The sequence below is a fragment of the Lujinxingia vulgaris genome (assembly GCF_007997005.1).
GTDB lineage: Bacteria > Myxococcota_A > Bradymonadia > Bradymonadales > Bradymonadaceae > Lujinxingia.
This window is the reverse complement of the sequence record NZ_VOSL01000037.1, coordinates 1-16,302: the sequence shown is the minus strand read 5'-3', so window position 1 is coordinate 16,302 and position 16,302 is coordinate 1. Positions and strand designations below refer to the sequence as shown.

The window sequence follows — 16,302 nt, the reverse complement described above, 5'->3', positions numbered from 1 at the left end:
CCTATAACCCGACATGTCGCAATACCGCCCAGCGCTCAAAGAACCATAATGTTTATAAAATAACTTTGAGCCTCCAATACTCTACACGAAAAGGAGAAACAATAAACATATACACATGTGAGTTACTCTTCGAAAATCTGCCAGACCACGCTATAACCGGGGACATGTTGGTGGGTCTCCGAAGCGAAGATAGTGATAGGGATCATTTGGGTGTTTACAGTGCACCCCCCTTCACCGATAAGCACTCTTGCTCTTCCTTTGCAAAAAAACTGGTCAACTGACTCATCAGGCTGCCCACAATTCACCATAACATCCACATAGTCGGATGTTCTCATATCGAGAGTAGCTGCATCATAATCTGCCTGACGTTCATCTGCTGTAACCCCACCGCATCGAACGCGGCAACCCTGCCCTTGGCAGGTATATGGGTCGTATGGGCTCCAGTTTACGCACGCTACGTCGGATTGCGTGGCTTTGAGCGGCACCCACTCCCGATCATCCTCATAATCGCAACGCGGGTCGCGCTGCTCGACTTCTTCACCGGCACCGCAGGCGGTAAGAGTAACGAGTGCCAGTAGTGCAGTGAGTATGCGCATAAGTAGCTCCTGTGTGTCCACGTGGGCATCGTCGTTTATCTCGCAGACCCTACCTAAACGCGGGGGGAGTCGTCCACCCTTTACCAAACAACAAAATACGCGTTCGGTATACCACGCTGGCTTGGATCATCCCGATCCGGGCACAGCCGGACGCTGGGATTACCTGGTCATTGCGATGCGCTCGTACGTCTCGCCAGATGTTCTTAACCCAGGCTTCTGGAATTGGAACAAGCAGCAGGGCAAGAACCTGCTGAGCATCGACGGTGACTGCTACGAAATTGAGGAGACCCGCCGGCCTGATCACGTCGTCGTGAATCCAGCCGATGCTATCTACGGGGAGGTGGGTAACAGCGCGTTCAACCCTGACGCGAACCACGTCACCTGCGCGGCTCTCATCACAACCAACAACGATGGCGAATGGGACGCGCAGTCCGTGCAAGTAACCGACCACGTGGGGGCGTTCCTCCCCCGGGTCATGCGCATCTATCCGCCGGTGTCCAACCTCGCCGATAAGCCTGGCACCTGCTACATCCGCTACGTGGCCAAGGTGTGGTGCAGCTACGCACAGTTCCGCAGCATCGGGGTGCGTGAGAAGTACGGGAGACTGAAGAGCGTGCGGCGAGAGGCGTTGCAGGCACGGAAGTCTCCCGACGCGCGAGCGCTTCAATCCATACGTCAGTCGATGGAGTCCACGGCGCGGCGCCCGCGTCTGTTGTGGGCGGGCACGCCGGGCGTGCAGGCGCCGCTCTATTCCAATTGGTATTCCGATCGAAACTACCGGCAGCATCACCCGCATATTGAGGTGCTGGATGAAAGTCCGGTGACGCTGGAGTTGCCTGCGCCTTCCGTTGTTCCGGCGGTGCCGCAGCGGCGTATTGCGCGCATCATGATTGCGGGGATTTATAAGAACACGGCCACGACTTATGCAGACTACGAGGAAGCCCGACAGGCTGGCGCGCGGGGCACCATCCTGGTGAACAACGAGGAACACGAGATTGTTTTTGTGCCCTATTGTGTGGGTGGTTCGCATATGCTGGAGATGAAACACCGCCAGTATCACAATCTCCCCGGTGATATAGAGCCGACGGGACTAAATGGCACTGAGCAGTGCTTTCGTGAGGGCATGCTCGACTTCGGCCCTCGCGCTCGCGACGGCAAATGCTGGGATTTGGTGGAGATCGAACTTCCGTGGGACGCGCGGCGTATTGAAATCACAGTCCCCGAAGAAGCTGAGCTAGAGTGGTTGGATGGCTCGGGATCTGACAGGCCCGGTGAGCAAAATGGGTCGACTCGCGTACCCAAACGTGAGCTTTGTCGTCTCCACGTTTTTGGCTACTCAATCTGGAATGTTCCTAAGGGGGTGTCCTCATGATTCTTTGTACACACGACCTATAATTTGACGTGTCGCAATACCGCACCAAGCTCGGGGAGGCGCCCATAATATTGCTCGGTATTTATGTGAGAAAGATGCGAACACTTTCCCCTCCCACAATTTCGCGCGGCTCACCACGAGCGAAACCAAGAATGTGGTGGTGTGGGTCGCTGAGGGGTGTGCACCGGAAATCGACGGCTATTTAAAGCAGGTGGCAATCATCCCATGTTATTTTGATGAAAATGCCTCAATAGACTCCGCTTTAACGCCCGCTGCCACGGTGAACACAACGCCCTCGGACATGGACCATTTGACGGCGGGAGGGATATGGTGGCGGATGCGCAGGTTACTCTGCGGAAACCTTCCAGACCTTGCTGTGTGGGCCAGGTACTGAATGGGTATTTGGAGCCCTAGGTGCCGTCGGCACAAAGTAGCTTGATGTGGCACACCCCTCCGGACCCACGAGGACCACGGCGCTTTCTTTGCAGGCGAATCGATCCATCTCGCCGCTTTGGTCAGCACACTCTACATAAATGGTCATGTTGGGGGCGGCTAAGACATCAACCAAACCGCCTGCCATCTGACGTTCATCGGGACGGAAACCGCCGCATCTGACTGGGCAGCCTGCCTCACTACAGTCATCCGGTAGGTATAAGCCGTAACACGACGCGCCAGAGTTATCGTCGGCTTTAAGCAACGTCCATTCCCGATCATCCTCGTAATCGCAACGAGGGTCGCGCTGCTCGACTTCTTCACCAGAACCGCAGGCGGTGAGAGTAACGAGTGCAAATAATACTATAAATGTGCGCATAAGTAGCTCCTGTGTGTCCCCGTGGGCATCGTCGTTGATCTCGCAGACCCTACCTAAACGCGGTGGGAGTCGTCCACCCTTTGCCTCGCAATATAACGCACGTTCGGTGTCTTTGTGCGATGACCACTCGTGGTTACGCAACCTTAATATAACCTTCGACAAGCAAAGCAGCCGCACTGAAGAAAAACTTTCTTCAGTGCGGCTGCTTTGTTTTGGACTTAAACAGACTGGAGGCATTGATGATACTCTACACACACGATCTGTGGCCCGATGAGACGCAATACCGCCCCGCACTCGGAGAAGTCATGCGCTCGGGTCTGACCTACCGAGAGCACCAGCAATCCGCGCATCTGTGGGCGTACCACTTTGGAGACACCTCGGTGATTCATGTGGGCGAGGCGTTTACCAGCTCATCGTGGACTGCTCTCACATTTGGCAAGGAGCCTGTCAGCTCCTACCAGACCACCCTGGCCACGGAGTGCACGTTTGCGGACGGCCCCGGACGCCCGGACCTCGGGGCGTATCGCACGATTACGTTCTTGGACACCACACAGACCTACGAGGTGCGCCTGCGCGGCTCCAACATCGAGGTGTGCTTGATGATTTGCGTCGACGGAGAAGATCCCGTGGAGCTGGTACTCGGCACCTATGAGGACGGCGCGAACACCTACCCCTCTCGCCGTTTCGTACGCTTGCCGACCGGAGATACGGCGAACGTGCTTGCCTGGATGACCGAGGTGCGCGCGCCAAACAACGACGGTTACCTGGAGCAGATTGAATTCACCCCCTGCCGCTTCGGTGGTGATGCTCCGGTGGATTCCACGACCTCATCCATCAGCACGGTGGCCACAATGCCCTCGGGCATGGACTACCCGACGCTGGGAGGCGATGTGGTGATTGGCGCCCGGGACCCGGCGGTGGGTGATATGACGCCCGCCCCTCTGCTGACCGGGGGTAGGCTCAAGCCGTGGCCAGCCAGCGATCTGGGGCATGATGTTGAGGGCTACACCCAGGGCGCGCAGTGGGAGACCAGTGACCAGGGCTTTATCTTTGTTCGCCTTGAGGGCCCCAGCATGCACGTGGCGGCGGCTGCGCCGAAGTCGACGGTGATGACGCCGACGAGCGACGGACTCTTTTCGGACACCGCGTGGGTGGTCTCGCTGTCTATGGCGCCCTTTAACATTCACCCCGACAACAGCGGCGCGATCTGGTCGACAGATGTGATCTCATTGGAGTTGATCGACGCCTCCGGGCCCACCCGAGACGTCCAGTTGTCAGGGATTGGAAAGGTCGGCGAGTGGGAGCCCACGACCTGGTTCGACGTGACCGTGGCGTGGGTGCCGAATGACGCAAATACAAGTGTGGCAGATGTGTTTTGCTGGTTCGACGGCAATCTCGTCGCCTCGCACTCCCTCGGCGCGAACCCACCTGGCGTGCTGCAACTAGGCTCTTCTTACCTCTCCGACGATCTCGTTGCCTGGCCGGTGCTGATGCAATGCCAACGACATGAGCTCGGCACGCTTCCTGAGATTATAGGTTATGTGGAAAGCTGGCTGGGTTGGCGTGGCATGATGACAGGGATCTTTTGAGGAAGTGACATGACGATCGCGATGAGCGCAACAGACGATTTAGCATGTATCGTCCGCACCCATCTCCACCAGGACTGGAACCTTTAAACCCTGTCCACCCCACTTAGCGCCCCAAGCTCGCCCCCCCGGCGGGCTTTTTCATTTCTTGCACCTCGCTCAACGCTCACCCCCAACCCCCGGAGGTCCCCCATGCCCCTCATTCCAACAGACGGCACACGGCTTCGCCGTGCGCTCCTCTCCGCCGCGCTCGCCGAATGGCGCCGCGGCGTGGAGTGCCGTCGAGACCCGGAGCGCATCGCCCGCTACTTCAGCGCATGCGGCTGGCAGTGGCATCTCGACGAGCACGCGGGCGGGGTGTTCGACGAAGACATCCGCCGGGCGACCCCGCACCTGGAGTACTGCGGGCTCTTTGTGGGGTGGTGCGGGTTGCAGGTGGGCCACCATCTGCACGATGGGCGCTGCGTGCCGGTGCGGCTCAAGTCGGCCATCGCGGAGCTCGTGTTGCCCTCGACCTACCGGGCGCAGAGTGCGGACCACTGGGCGCGGGCAGGTGTGGCGAGGCCCGCTCCGGTGGACGCAGGCGACGTGCAGCCGGGGGATATCATCACGCTGCGCACCCGGGCTCAGGGGGCGAAGGCGTACGGGGACCACGTTGCCATTGTGGAGCACAGCGCCGGGAGGCTCGTGCACACCGTGGAGGCGAACGCCGCCGGGATGTTGGGGCCGGATAAGCGTGCGGGGCGAGGGGTGGTGCGCAGGCCGAGACTGCTGAGCGATGTGCGAGGGGTGCTGCTGCTGAGCTCGGAGCACTTCGAGCACGTTGAAGACGTTGACCGGATGGAGGAGGTGAGCTGATGGAGCAGGCATTGATGATGGTGGGTGTGTGGTCGGCGGCGATCTATGCGGTGATCGAGGCTATGGGGCGAGTGCCGGGAGTGCGGGATCATCCGGGCTGGGCCAGGGCGCAGCCTCTGATGCCGCTTGTGCTGGGAGGGGTGACGGGGCCGGTGGTGGTCGACGCGCTGGCCCAGCAGGTGGGCTGGGCCGGGGAGGTGGGCGTGGGCGCGGCAGTGCTGGTCGGCGTGGGGGCCGGGGCGCTGGCGGCCTCGGGCTATAGCGCCAACAAACAGACGCTACGCGGCAAAGACCGTCGCATTGGGACGCCGTGAGGCGATGTACGGGAGAGGGATGATGGAATGGGAGAGACTGCTGACCCACCTGGGCACCGCCCTTCTGGGGGCGCTGGTGACGCTGGGAGGCGCGGTGATGGCGGCCTGGCGCAAGCATCGCGAGAGCGAGCTGATGGCCGGGCAGTCGCTGCGCGATGAGCTGCGCGAGGAGTTGCGGGAGACACGCGAGGAGCTGCGCCGGGTGCGCGAGGAGCTGGAGCAGATGAAGTCGGAGCGCCTCGTGCTCAAGCGCGCGTTGGATACCCGCGATGAGACCATTCGGCGTTTGCAGGTGGAGGTGGCGATGCTCCAGGAGGGCCAGCGTCGACTCGAAGTACGCAGCGATCTGGAGGAGCTATGAGCCATGATGACGCATCGATACAACTGCCCGTGGAGGGGGTGCCCGATCTGATTCACCTCAGTGATCTTCATCTTCGCGATGACGAGAGTCTGCGCCGCCTGCGGCGGCTTTTTGAGGCCATTGCGACGCGTCACGGTGCGACTCGAAAGACGGTGGTGGTGCTGACGGGCGATATTGTGGACACCCCGGATCGCGCGCTCTGGCGCGAGGCTCAAGCGCTGGTCGCGCTGCTTCAGGATGCGGGGGTGGCGGTGGCGGGGTGTCCGGGGAACCACGACGTGGGGTGGATGGGGCTGGGGGCCAACGAAAGCGACCGCGCCATGGCGCAGCGCTGGTTGACGTGCACCTGGGGTGCCCCGGAGAGCGCAAAGGCGTGGCCTCGGGAGTATGTGGCGCCGGGGCTGACGCTGCTGCTCTGCGATACGACGGTGGGGGACACTCGCCTGGCGACGGGGCAGCTCGGCTACACCCAGCGCATGGCGCTGGCGGCGGCTGCGCAGCGGGCCAAAGGGCGCGGGGATCAGGTGGTGGTGGGGATGCACCATCACCCGGTGAGCGACGATCCTTCGTTGAAGTTGCATGACGCCGAGGCGCTGCTGCACCTGCTGGCGAGCCGCTGCGATGTGCTCTTATGCGGGCATCTGCATCAGGCCAGCGCGTGGTCGGGGGTCTGGGGGATCGGGCGCATCTACGCGGCGGACGCGGCGGTGGAGGCGCTGCGCTACCGACATCTGAGCTTTCAGCATGGGAGATGGCTGGCGTCGTGGGTGCGCCCCTGATCGTTTCTGGCGTTGCAACGTGATGACGTGGGGCGCAGTGGAGAGGTCACTGGCGCTCAGGTGTGGCGCCCTCCCCTCGTCGACCGGTGCGGGTCACACTCCCCTGCCGGCGCCGGGGGGTGATGGAGGGGGCCGGCTGAGCGTCGAGTCCCAACCGGAGCGATGATCGAGGGGTAAGGCTGAGGGTCGAGTCCCCACCCGAGGGGTGGTGGAGGGGTCCGGCTGAGGGTCGAGTCCCACCTGGAGGGGTGGTGGAGGGGTCAGGCTGAGGGTCGAGTCCCACCCGGAGGGGTGGATCATGCCCCCGAATGAGGGATAACCCCTCATTCGGGGGTGGTGATCTGGGGTCAGGCCGCGGGTGAAGTGGGGCCCGGGGGGATGAGGGTGGGGTTGAGCTCAAAGGTGGGTCGCAGCGAGGTGCTCATTGCCGGGACTCCAGGGCTTTTGTGAGGTTGCGGGCGTGGGCCAGCGCCTGTTCGTGGTCGTTGTCGAGGGCCCAGTCGGCGGTGATGACGGCGTAATAGGCCCAGCGCTCCTGGCAGCGCTCCACCAGGGCGAAGCCCGGCTCTGCGCCCTCTTCGTCAAGCAGATCGCGCAGGCGCTCGAGTGTGCCGGGGGCAAAGGCGCCGATAAAGAAGCTCAGGTCGATGGCCGGGTCGCCCAGGTGGGCTTCTGACCAGTCGATGATGCCGCTGAGCTGGCCGCGCTCATCGAGCAGGAGGTGGCCGGGGTGGAGGTCGCCGTGCACAAGTTTCGGCGTCCAGGCCCAGAGGTGGTCGGCGGCCAGCCAGCGCTCCCAGCGTTCGCGGACCTCGGGGGCCGGTTTGAGCACCGAGAGGGCGCGGGGGAGCATGGCCTTAAGATGATCGCGCTCCTTTTGCGGGGTGCGTTGCGGGAGGCCTGCCGCCCGGAGCTCATCGGAGGGGAGGCGGTGCATGGCGGCGATGGTGCGGGCCACCGAGCGCAAAAACGCCTCGGAGGGATCTTGAGGGTCGATGTGGTTCCAGGAGAGTTCTCCCTCGGGTGAGATCTGCCAGCCGGGGCGGCCTTTAAGGCGGCGGTAGGCGATGATCTCGGGGGTGTGGAGCTCCCAACGTGGGAGTTCGACGGGGAGATCATCGCTGAGCGCGCGAAGCGCCCGGGCCTCGATGCGGGCGGGCTCATAAAGACCTTCGCGTCGGGGGGTGCGCACGATCCAGGGGTCGCCCTCCTGGTCGATGGCGTGCAGCACGCGGTAGTCGGCGCCGCTCTCATCGAAGGCGCCGGGGGCCTGGTCGGAGGCATCGTCCAGCATGAGCTCCAGACCGTAGTCGGCGGCGCGCTCAAGCAGGCTGTCGACATCGTCGAAGCGGGGTGGGTCGGGGAGCTCGGCGCGCCAGAGCGGGATGGCGTGCGCGGGGGCGCGCACTTTCAGCGCGGTGCCCCGGGGGCCGTGGTGTTGCTCGACGACGCGGGCGCCCTCATGCACCGCGCCCACAACATGGCCGAGCTCAAAGGGGATGAGCAGGGATTCTTCGACAAAGGAGGTCTCCTGCACGCGGGCGATCTCCGCGTGCAGAAGCGCCACGAGTTCGGGGCGCATCGCGCTGACCTGCAGCGCGTCGGGCATGCGCATGCGCAGGCTGGCGCGCTCGGCGTCGTCGAGGCGATCGACCTTGTTGAAGACGACGCGCGAGTGGGGGTTGGCGCCGAGGTCCTGGATGGTCTCGCGGGTGACCTGAAGGTGGTCGGGCCACTCCGGGTCGGAGGCGTCGAGGACGTAGAGAAGAAGATCGGCGTCGTGAGCCTCATCCAGGGTGGACTTAAACGACGCCACGAGCTCGTGGGGCAGGCGTTTGATAAAGCCCACCGTGTCACTGACGACGACCTCGGGCTGCAGCGGGGGGTCGAGCTTGCGGGCAGTGGTGCCCAGGGTGGCAAAGAGTTTGTCTTCGACGAGCACCTCGCTGGAGGTGAGCGCGCGCATCAGCGAGGACTTACCGGCGTTGGTGTAGCCCACCAGGGCCACCTGGAAGGCGCTGGAGCGACGCGCGCGCTGGGTGGCGGCGTGCTGCTGCAGGTCAGTGAGCTCGCGGCGCAGGGTGACCAGGCGCTCGCGCAGGCGTTGCCTGGCGAGCTCCACGTTGGTGTGGCCCTTCTCCCCGCGGCCGCCGCCTCCGCGGCGGTCATCGGCGACGTGGCCGCGGCGCACCCGGGGGAGTTCGTACTCGATGCGGGCGATGTCGACCTCCAGCTGGGCCTGACGGGTCTGGGCGCGCTCTTCAAAGATGCGCAGCACCACCCCGGAGCGGTCGGTGACCCGCACGCCCAGGGCGTCTTCGAGGTTCTCGTGCTGGCGGGGGGTGAGCTCCCCGTCGAAGAGCACGCGGGTGATGCCGAGCTCCTCGATGGCGTGGGCGATCTCTTCGAGCTTTCCGGAGCCGAGGAGTTTGGCAGACTTCCCGCTGCTGCGGCGCTGGGAGTGAAAGCCCAGCACCTCGATGCCCAGGGTGTTGGCCAGGCGTTCGAGCTCGGCCGCGGAGCTGTAGAGCTCCGGATCGTCGGTGCCGGCAAGCTGCACGGCGATGATCAGGGCGCGCTCAGGGGTGGGGGTGGTGTCGTGGGTTGAGGATGCGTCGCGATGCTCGGGGGCATCGGGGGTGGTGTTATCTCGATGGCGCATAAGGCCTCCTTGCAGGTTGTATCACCGGCAGAGGGGGCAGCGGGACGAGGACTTCTGGCGAGTGTCGAGGGGGAGTTCTGGGCGACGCGGGCCTGGCAACACACAAGATTGCCGGCAGCGTGAGTCCGAAAACGTCCACATCGGCGCCCGTGAGGGCGGACGGCCGGGCAACAATGCCCGGTGACGTCGCCCTGAGAGGGGCGCAGCGCGCTAAAAACGATCCTCGTTGCTACGCCCTGCTCTGCGGCGGGGGTGTCGAACGAAGGGTGAGGCGCCCGCTCAAAGCGGGGGCGCGCTCAGCGCAAGCGGATGTGGAAGCAGTCGATCATCGTCGTCATCAGGTGGGCGCACAGCGTCGGGCCGAGGTAGGCGTGGGACGCGCGCGACGTGGAGGGGCTGTGGGACTCGGTGAGGCAGGCGTCGATGAGCCCCGTACCCGCAGAAAGGTAGGGATGGGGGGGCGGGGATGTCAAGTCGGCGAGTGGGAGGGGGCGGAAGGTGACGTGAAAAGGGGGCGCGGGCTTGCCCGGAAGGGGGGGCGTCTCTATCGTCGGAACCGAGTCCATTCCTCGTCACGTTATGACGAGAAGAGGCTTTGAGGTCTTTGAGGACGGGGAGAGCGACGTGAACGTGAAGGAGCGAGACATTGAGGCGCTGCGCGCCTACCTGGGGGAGCGCTCCACGGTAGAGCGCTTATGCGCCCACAAGCATGCGGTGGTGCTGGTGCAGGATATGTCCGGCACGATCCGCGACTGCGTGGGCGACACCGAACGCCTTTTCGGGATGGCGCCCGGGGGGCTCATCGACGCGTCACCGCAGAGTTATGCCTGGCGTCTTGTCGATGAGCTGGGCCAGCCCTTTGCGCCGGAGCAGCTTCCGGGACGGCGCGCGATCATGACGGGGCATGTGCAGGAGGGGCTTGTGGGGGTGGCGCTGAGTGAGGGGGAGCCGGTGTGGGTGAGCCTTGTGTGCCATCCGATCCACGAGGGGGGCGAGGCGATCGGGCTTCTTACGACGTTGATGGATGTCTCGGCCTTGCAGCTCACCCGCCAGGCGCTGGCGCAGGTGGAGGCCCGGCTGCGGGAGCAACATAAGATGCAGGCGGTCGAGCGCATGGCCGCGGCGATCGCGCATGACTTCAACAACCTGCTCAGCGTGGTGTTGAGCCAGACCGACTGTGTGTTGGCCGACTACGGAGAGCATCCGGGGCTGCGCGCCGACCTGCTGGAGATTCGGGAGGCGACGGAGCGGGCGGTCGAGCTGACGCAGAACCTGCTGGCGGTGGGCAAGGTGCAGCATCAGACGCCGGTCTCACTCTCGCTTAACGCGCTGATGGAGGAGTTCGGGGAGCTCTCGCGGGTGCTGATGCCGGGGGTGACCGTGGACTGGCGGCCGGGGATGCTTAGCTACGGGGTGCGCGCGGACCGCAGCCAGCTGGAGCAGATCGTGCTCAACCTGATGGTCAACGCCAGTGAGGCGATGGAGGGCACCGGCCGGGTGGTGATACGCACCGAGCAGGTGGAGCGCGAGGGGGAGGTGTTGATCTTGCTCAGCCTTCGCGATGAGGGGCGAGGGATGGCGCCAGAGGTGGCGCAACGGGCATTTGAGCCCTTCTTTACGACCAAGGCTTCCGGGCAGGGCTCGGGGATGGGACTTGCGACGGTGTACGGGGTGGTCTCCCAGTCGGGGGGGCGTGTGGAGCTCTTCAGTGAGCCGAGGGAGGGCACGGAGGTGCGGGTGTGGCTGAGGGCCGGCGAGCGTCTTCAAGGGGAGTCGGAGGGGTTGGATGAGGAGACCACCGAGGTCAGTCGGAGCTCGGTGGGCGGCGGTGGCGAGGAGCCCCCTGCGGAGAGCAAACGCCCCTCCGGGAGCCTGTCACCGCTGCGACGGCGTCAGCCCACGGCGCTGGTGGTGCTGGGGCGAGAGCGGGATCGGAGGCTTGTGCGCAAGGTCCTGGAGCGGCGGCGTTTTCGGGTGATTGACTGCAGCTTTGCCGATGAGGCGCGCTGCCTTGTGCACGTGGATGCGCCGCTCGACGTGTTGATCTGCGCGCGACACCTGCTCGACGCCTCGGGGGTGGAGTTGGCCTCGGAGTTGATGAAGGTGCGCCCGGGGCTGGGCCTGGTGCTGGTGGGCGGTTCGGCGCAGGAGGACGAGATCACCGCGACCTTTACCGAACGTCCCCAGGTGATCGAGGCCCGCTTTGAGGCCGAAGCCCTTCAGGACGCCGTGGAGCGGGTGATGCGTTCGAGTGAGGCGCAGGGGCGGGTGGCGTCGGGGTGAAAATGTCCTTTGACTTCTGTCAGGTTGAGGACGTGCTTTGTGAACGGGCGCGTGGATCAGGCGGCGCGTGTGTGTTGACAGCGTCGCACCGGTATAGGTTTGCAACGACGAGGTTGAGATGAGGATGTGGATGGGAAGGTGGATGGCGGTGCTCGTGCTGGCGAGCGGGTTGGGGTTGGCGGGTTGCAGCAGCGATCCGGAAGAGGGCTCGGAAGATGTCGGGGTGGAAGACACCACGGAGCAGCCTGATGCGGATCGCGATGCCGATGTCCAGCCTGGCGAGCCGGTCGGTTTTGTGATTCGCAACGCTGGCGAGTCGACGATTTACGTTCAGGATAACTCGTATGCCGACTACGGGCTGGCGTGGTTGGAGGTGAGGTTTGGTGGCGAGCCCTTGTCGTTGAGCGACACGTGCATGCCCTGTGGCTGCGGGGATCCGGAGCCCTGCGGGGTTTGTGATGCGCCGATGCCTTCGGTGATCGCGTTGGCCCCTGGCGAGGAGGTCCGCCATGAATGGGAGGGCATTTACTACCGTGTGGACCGCGCGCAGGAGCCGGTGTGCACGCAGGCCAGCTCGGTGGGCGAGGCGTCGTTCAGCGCGGAGCTCTGCTACGCCACGGCGCTGGACGCCGAAGAGGAGAACCTCATCTCTGGCGAGGACACGGTCTGCCAGAGCTTTGAGGCGGCGCTGGGCGATGAGGATGTGGTGCTGGTTGCGGGCGAGCGCTAAGGCTTTCCGCTCATCTTCGGGGCCGGGGGGGTGAGGGTTTCGTGGCTAGCGAGCTGTGCGCAGATTTGAGGCAACGCTTGCCAGTCGACTTGCACCCAAAGCGCCGAGGAGTTTATGCGCACCACCGACCCACCCATTCGATACGGAGTCATCGGGCTCGGGCATATCGCCCAGGTCGCGGTGTTGCCCGGGTTTGCCAACGCCGAGAACGCCAGCCTCAACGCTCTGATCTCGGGCGATGCCGAGAAGCTCAGGGTGTTGGGGGAGCGTTACGACGTGGCCCACTGCATCGCGTACGAGGACTTTGACGACTTTATTGGCGCGGGGCATATCGACGCCCTCTACATCGCGCTACCCAACCACCTGCATTGCGACTATGTCGTACGAGCGGCCCGGGCGGGGGTGCACGTGCTCTGCGAGAAACCTCTGGCGGTGACCGAGGCGGAGTGTCGCACGATGATCGCAGCCTGCGAGGAGGCCGGGGTTCACCTGATGACGGCCTACCGGCTGCACTTTGATCCGGCGCACCTGCATGCGGTCGACATCGCGCAGCGCGGGGATCTGGGGGAGCTGCGCTACATCAATGCGGTCTTCGGGCAGAACGTCGTCGAGGGGGATATTCGCCTCTCTCCGCTCGATAAGGGGGGAGGCAGCGTGTACGACATGGGCATCTACTGCATCAACGCGGCGCGCTACCTCTTCGGGGCGGAGCCCACCGAGGTGATCGCCACGAGCCAGCGCCGCCCGGGGGACCCGCGTTTTGATTATTGCGATGAGTCGACCAGCGTGACGCTGCGATTTGAGGGGGAGCGCCTGGCGACCTTTACCTCCAGCCTGGGGAGCGCGTCGATCAGTCGGCTGGAGCTTCTGGGGGAGGAGGGGCGGCTGAGCCTGAGCCCGGCCTTCAGCTACGCCCGGCCCATCACGATGGCGGTGGACACGCCGGAGCATTTTGAGCGGACCTTTCCCCAACATGACCAGTTCGGGGCGCAGCTGAGCTACTTCGCCGACTGCATCGCCGGGGGCCGGCCCCCGGAGCCCGACGGTTATGAGGGGCTGGCCGACGTGCGCATCATCGAGGCGATTTACCACGCCGCGGAGCTTGGCGAGGCGGTGTCGCTTGCGCCGGTGGAGCAGCGGGAGCGGCCGGACGTCTCGCAGATCATTGTGCGGCCGGCGGTGGAGAGGCCCGAGGAGGTTCGCACCTCGGGCCCGAGCGCGGGCTGAGGCCCGAGGCGTCGCGCTGCGGCTCAGCTCTTGTGGGTGTGGTAGTGCGGCTCTTCGACCTGCTCGCTCTCCGCGAGGCGACGCATGAAGTCGTCGGCGTCGGCCGCGCCTGAATCTGAGGGCAGCGCGCTGGCTTTGAGGTCGGGGAAGATGTAGCGGCGAGAGCCTTCCCCAACGACGACGGAGTAGGCATGGCCGCGTTTCTCGAACTCAGCGAGCACGTGGGCGGACTGGTCCAGGTTGAGCTTGCTCTCCAGGGCCAGGGTGGCCGCGCTGAGCTCGCCGCCGCCCTCACGGGCCAGCTGCAAGACGTAACGTTCCAGGTCTTCGGGGATGTTCAGCGCGTCGACTTCCCGGCTGGCTTTGCGGGCCTTAATGCCCAGAGAGATGCCCGCAGCGAGTATGACGGCCATAAAAACGCCCACGATCACCGCGCCGTCCATGTTGGGTGCGCCCACAATCACGTCATGAATGGCCATGGCCACACAGGGCAGACTGATCAGGGTGAGCGTAAAGCTCCAGGCCCAGAGAAAGCGGGCCCGGCGTTTTTTTTGAGCAGAGAAGTCAAGCATGGCCGTTCTCGGGACAGGGTAGAGCGACATGATGAAGCAGTGAAAGTCGTCGCACTCTAGCGCAAGAGGCCAGCTGCGCGCCAGCGTTGCGACCTCCCCTACACCTCACCACCTCCGCCGTGCCGTCATGACGTAGGCCAACCCGTTCAGAGCCTCGGTGAGGATGACCTGCTCGCTGACGCCGTCAGCCGTACGCACCTGCGCCCGGGTCCCCTCGGGGGCGCGGGCGTAGAGGAGGACCTGGTTGCCCCGCTTGACCTCGACGACCGCGTCGAGCACGGCGTGCCCTTCTTCGTCAGTCGAGCGCTCCAGGGTCACGATGTGAAGGGGGTACGAGGTGCGGCCGATCTCATACTGATCACGGAAGACGAGCAGAAGCTGTGGTGCGGGGGCGTTCGTGCTCGGCGCGCGCAGAGTGATGCGGACCTGCGTTTCGGTCAACGTGTGCTCGGCTGGCGAGGGAGGCATGTAGGCGTCGAGTAAGACTTCCGGTGAGGGTGAATCGACGCCCAGCGCGCTCAGATCGCTGATGAGCGGGCAGTGGGCCACTCCGGGGTCCGGGATTGCCTCGCCACGAGAGCGAGCATACTCGCCGGCCCGCTCCCGCAGGCTGCGCAGGCTCTGGAGGTGCGCGCAGGCCCGGGCGGGCTGCCCGCTGAAGAGAAGTCCGCGGGCCAGCAGCTCCTGGAGTTCAACGTTCTCCGAGGCGCTGTCGATGACGCCCGAGAGCACCCTTCGGGCACGCTCATCCTCGCCAGTCCAGGTCAGGTAGTGGCTGTAAAAGAGGAGCGCGTCGGGGTCGAGGCGGTCGTACTCCAGCCAGTCTTCGAGCTCGCTGCGGGCGCGACCTCCCTTATAGGGGAGGTGCACGTTGATAAGACGGCGGCGCAGGTCGCGGCGGCTGCGGTCGCGGGTGATGTCCCGGGCCAGATCGCCGGGAGTGCGGGCTCGTCGCGAGCGGTGTTCCCGGGGTTCACCTCCGGCGCGCAGCTGCCGATCAAGGTGCAACGTCACCTCCGGAGTGGGCTCGGGGGGACGGTGCACCGGTGCGGGCCGATCCGGTGTGGGACGGCGGTAACGTGTGCGGCTACCGTCGTTTTGGATGAACACAGAACCCTCGTCATCTCCAGCGAGGGGTTCGTCCGCCGAAGGGCCGCGCATGACCGAGCTTGCGGGGCGAGGGCGAGCCCGAGGTTTGGGGGCGTTGCGGGCACGGCGGGCTTGAACCGTCTTGTGGGGCGCCGGGGTCGGGGCGGCCTGCTGCGGCTCGGCGCGGGCCTCCTTCGGCTCGGCGCCGGAGCCGCCGCGCATGCCGCACGGGGACGAGCGTTCATCCTGCGCCGCACCATCGCCGCACATGGATATGCCGGGAGGAAAATCCCCCTCAATAAAAAGGTCGCGCAACGCCGGGTGAAGACCATCTCTCCTTATCTTAACCCAGGAGCTCCGGTCCGAGGGTGAGGTGTCGGCGCGAACATCTTCGACGGGAAAAACATCCAGGGAGTGGGTGCGTGGCTTCACCGGAGGCGAAGGGCGCCGGATGGTGGGCACGGGGCGGCTCCGAACCAACTCGACATACCCCCCTTTGTTCTCCGCCTCCTGGTCACGACGGCGCGCCTGCGTCTCGATCTCACTCTCCAGCACCACCCAGGTGGTCAGGGGGCTGAGCACGCTGTGGTGTTTGGAGAGCTCGATGGTCAGGGCGTCACTGCGCTCCGGGTGGTCGGGGCGCAGGGCGCTGAGCCGGGCGATCTCTTCGCTGGCCCAGAGGGCAGGCAGGTGCAGGGCATCGGATCTCTGCCAGGAGGCCGGTCGGAGCTGGGAGGTCCACTCCCAGGGCTGGCCGCGACGTTGGCCGCTGACGCGCACTTCAAGGGGCACATCCTCCTGCAGCGCCTTGAGCGGGAGGCGACCGTAGAGCACGAGCTCTTCACCGGCGCGCAGCGAGGGGGCGGCCGGAAAGGGGATCATCTCAGCCGGGCTGCTAACCTCAACCTCGATGTCGCGGAGCGACTCGGAGATCATGCGCTCGAGCACCCGCCAGGCGTTGGCCGTAGGGCCGCGGGTCGGGTCGAGCACCACCGGCTCGCCGCGACCCAGGGTGCGCGCGAGCAGGCGCTGGGCGTCGCGGTTGGCCGCCCCGCCCGGGTC

12 protein-coding genes and 1 pseudogene are annotated in these 16,302 nt (G+C 64.8%); 9 read left to right on the top strand and 4 right to left on the bottom strand.

The genetic code is table 11. The annotated features are described in order from the left end of the window. Positions 1-122: 122 nt before the first annotated feature. The gene (locus tag FRC96_RS07785) at positions 123-596 is read right to left on the bottom strand and encodes a hypothetical protein (protein ID WP_146973940.1); all 474 of its coding nucleotides are present in this window, start codon (positions 594-596) and stop codon (positions 123-125) included. Between the two features lie 121 nt (positions 597-717). Between FRC96_RS07785 and FRC96_RS07780 the strand changes: the two genes are divergently transcribed. The 6 genes from FRC96_RS07780 to FRC96_RS07755 all read left to right on the top strand — a co-directional run bounded on the left by FRC96_RS07780 (position 718) and on the right by FRC96_RS07755 (position 6,677). Continuing rightward, on the top strand, positions 718-1,968 hold the full coding sequence (locus FRC96_RS07780) for a hypothetical protein (RefSeq protein WP_146973939.1): 1,251 nt from the start codon (positions 718-720) through the stop codon (positions 1,966-1,968). Positions 1,969-3,018: 1,050 nt separating this feature from the next. Beyond that, a complete protein-coding gene (locus tag FRC96_RS07775; protein ID WP_146973938.1) occupies positions 3,019-4,368 on the top strand; it encodes a hypothetical protein in 1,350 nt (449 codons plus the stop codon). Positions 4,369-4,557: 189 nt separating this feature from the next. Beyond that, the gene (locus tag FRC96_RS07770) at positions 4,558-5,223 is read left to right on the top strand and encodes a CHAP domain-containing protein (protein ID WP_146973937.1); all 666 of its coding nucleotides are present in this window, start codon (positions 4,558-4,560) and stop codon (positions 5,221-5,223) included. Then, complete coding sequence (locus FRC96_RS07765; RefSeq protein WP_146973936.1) at positions 5,223-5,537, top strand: hypothetical protein; 315 nt, start codon at positions 5,223-5,225, stop codon at positions 5,535-5,537. Before FRC96_RS07770 ends, FRC96_RS07765 begins: the two co-directional genes overlap by 1 nt. A 22-nt stretch (positions 5,538-5,559) precedes the next feature. After that, positions 5,560-5,898: a hypothetical protein gene (locus tag FRC96_RS07760; RefSeq protein WP_146973935.1), complete on the top strand. Its 339-nt coding sequence runs from the start codon at positions 5,560-5,562 to the stop codon at positions 5,896-5,898. Further along, entirely contained in the window at positions 5,895-6,677 is a 783-nt protein-coding gene (locus FRC96_RS07755; RefSeq protein WP_146973934.1) for a metallophosphoesterase family protein, read from the top strand. The genes FRC96_RS07760 and FRC96_RS07755 overlap by 4 nt, the downstream gene beginning before the upstream one ends. A gap of 421 nt (positions 6,678-7,098) precedes the next feature. Here the strand turns inward: FRC96_RS07755 and hflX are convergent, their stop codons facing one another. Continuing rightward, a complete protein-coding gene (gene hflX / locus FRC96_RS07750; RefSeq protein WP_146973933.1) occupies positions 7,099-9,339 on the bottom strand; it encodes a GTPase HflX in 2,241 nt (746 codons plus the stop codon). Positions 9,340-9,918: 579 nt separating this feature from the next. Here hflX and FRC96_RS07745 point away from each other — a divergent pair. From FRC96_RS07745 to FRC96_RS07735, 3 genes are all read left to right on the top strand, one after another. Next, the gene (locus FRC96_RS07745) at positions 9,919-11,622 is read left to right on the top strand and encodes a hybrid sensor histidine kinase/response regulator (RefSeq protein ID WP_146973932.1); all 1,704 of its coding nucleotides are present in this window, start codon (positions 9,919-9,921) and stop codon (positions 11,620-11,622) included. Positions 11,623-11,740: 118 nt separating this feature from the next. Beyond that, positions 11,741-12,352, top strand: a complete 612-nt coding sequence (locus FRC96_RS07740; protein ID WP_146973931.1) for a hypothetical protein — start codon at positions 11,741-11,743, stop codon at positions 12,350-12,352. Positions 12,353-12,466: 114 nt separating this feature from the next. Then, complete coding sequence (locus tag FRC96_RS07735; protein ID WP_146973930.1) at positions 12,467-13,579, top strand: Gfo/Idh/MocA family protein; 1,113 nt, start codon at positions 12,467-12,469, stop codon at positions 13,577-13,579. 23 nt (positions 13,580-13,602) lie between these two features. Here the strand turns inward: FRC96_RS07735 and FRC96_RS07730 are convergent, their stop codons facing one another. Together FRC96_RS07730 and FRC96_RS21910 are read right to left on the bottom strand one after the other, a co-directional pair. Continuing rightward, the gene (locus FRC96_RS07730) at positions 13,603-14,151 is read right to left on the bottom strand and encodes a hypothetical protein (RefSeq protein WP_146973929.1); all 549 of its coding nucleotides are present in this window, start codon (positions 14,149-14,151) and stop codon (positions 13,603-13,605) included. A gap of 105 nt (positions 14,152-14,256) precedes the next feature. Next, positions 14,257-16,302, bottom strand: a pseudogene (locus FRC96_RS21910) (hypothetical protein); the annotation flags it as partial.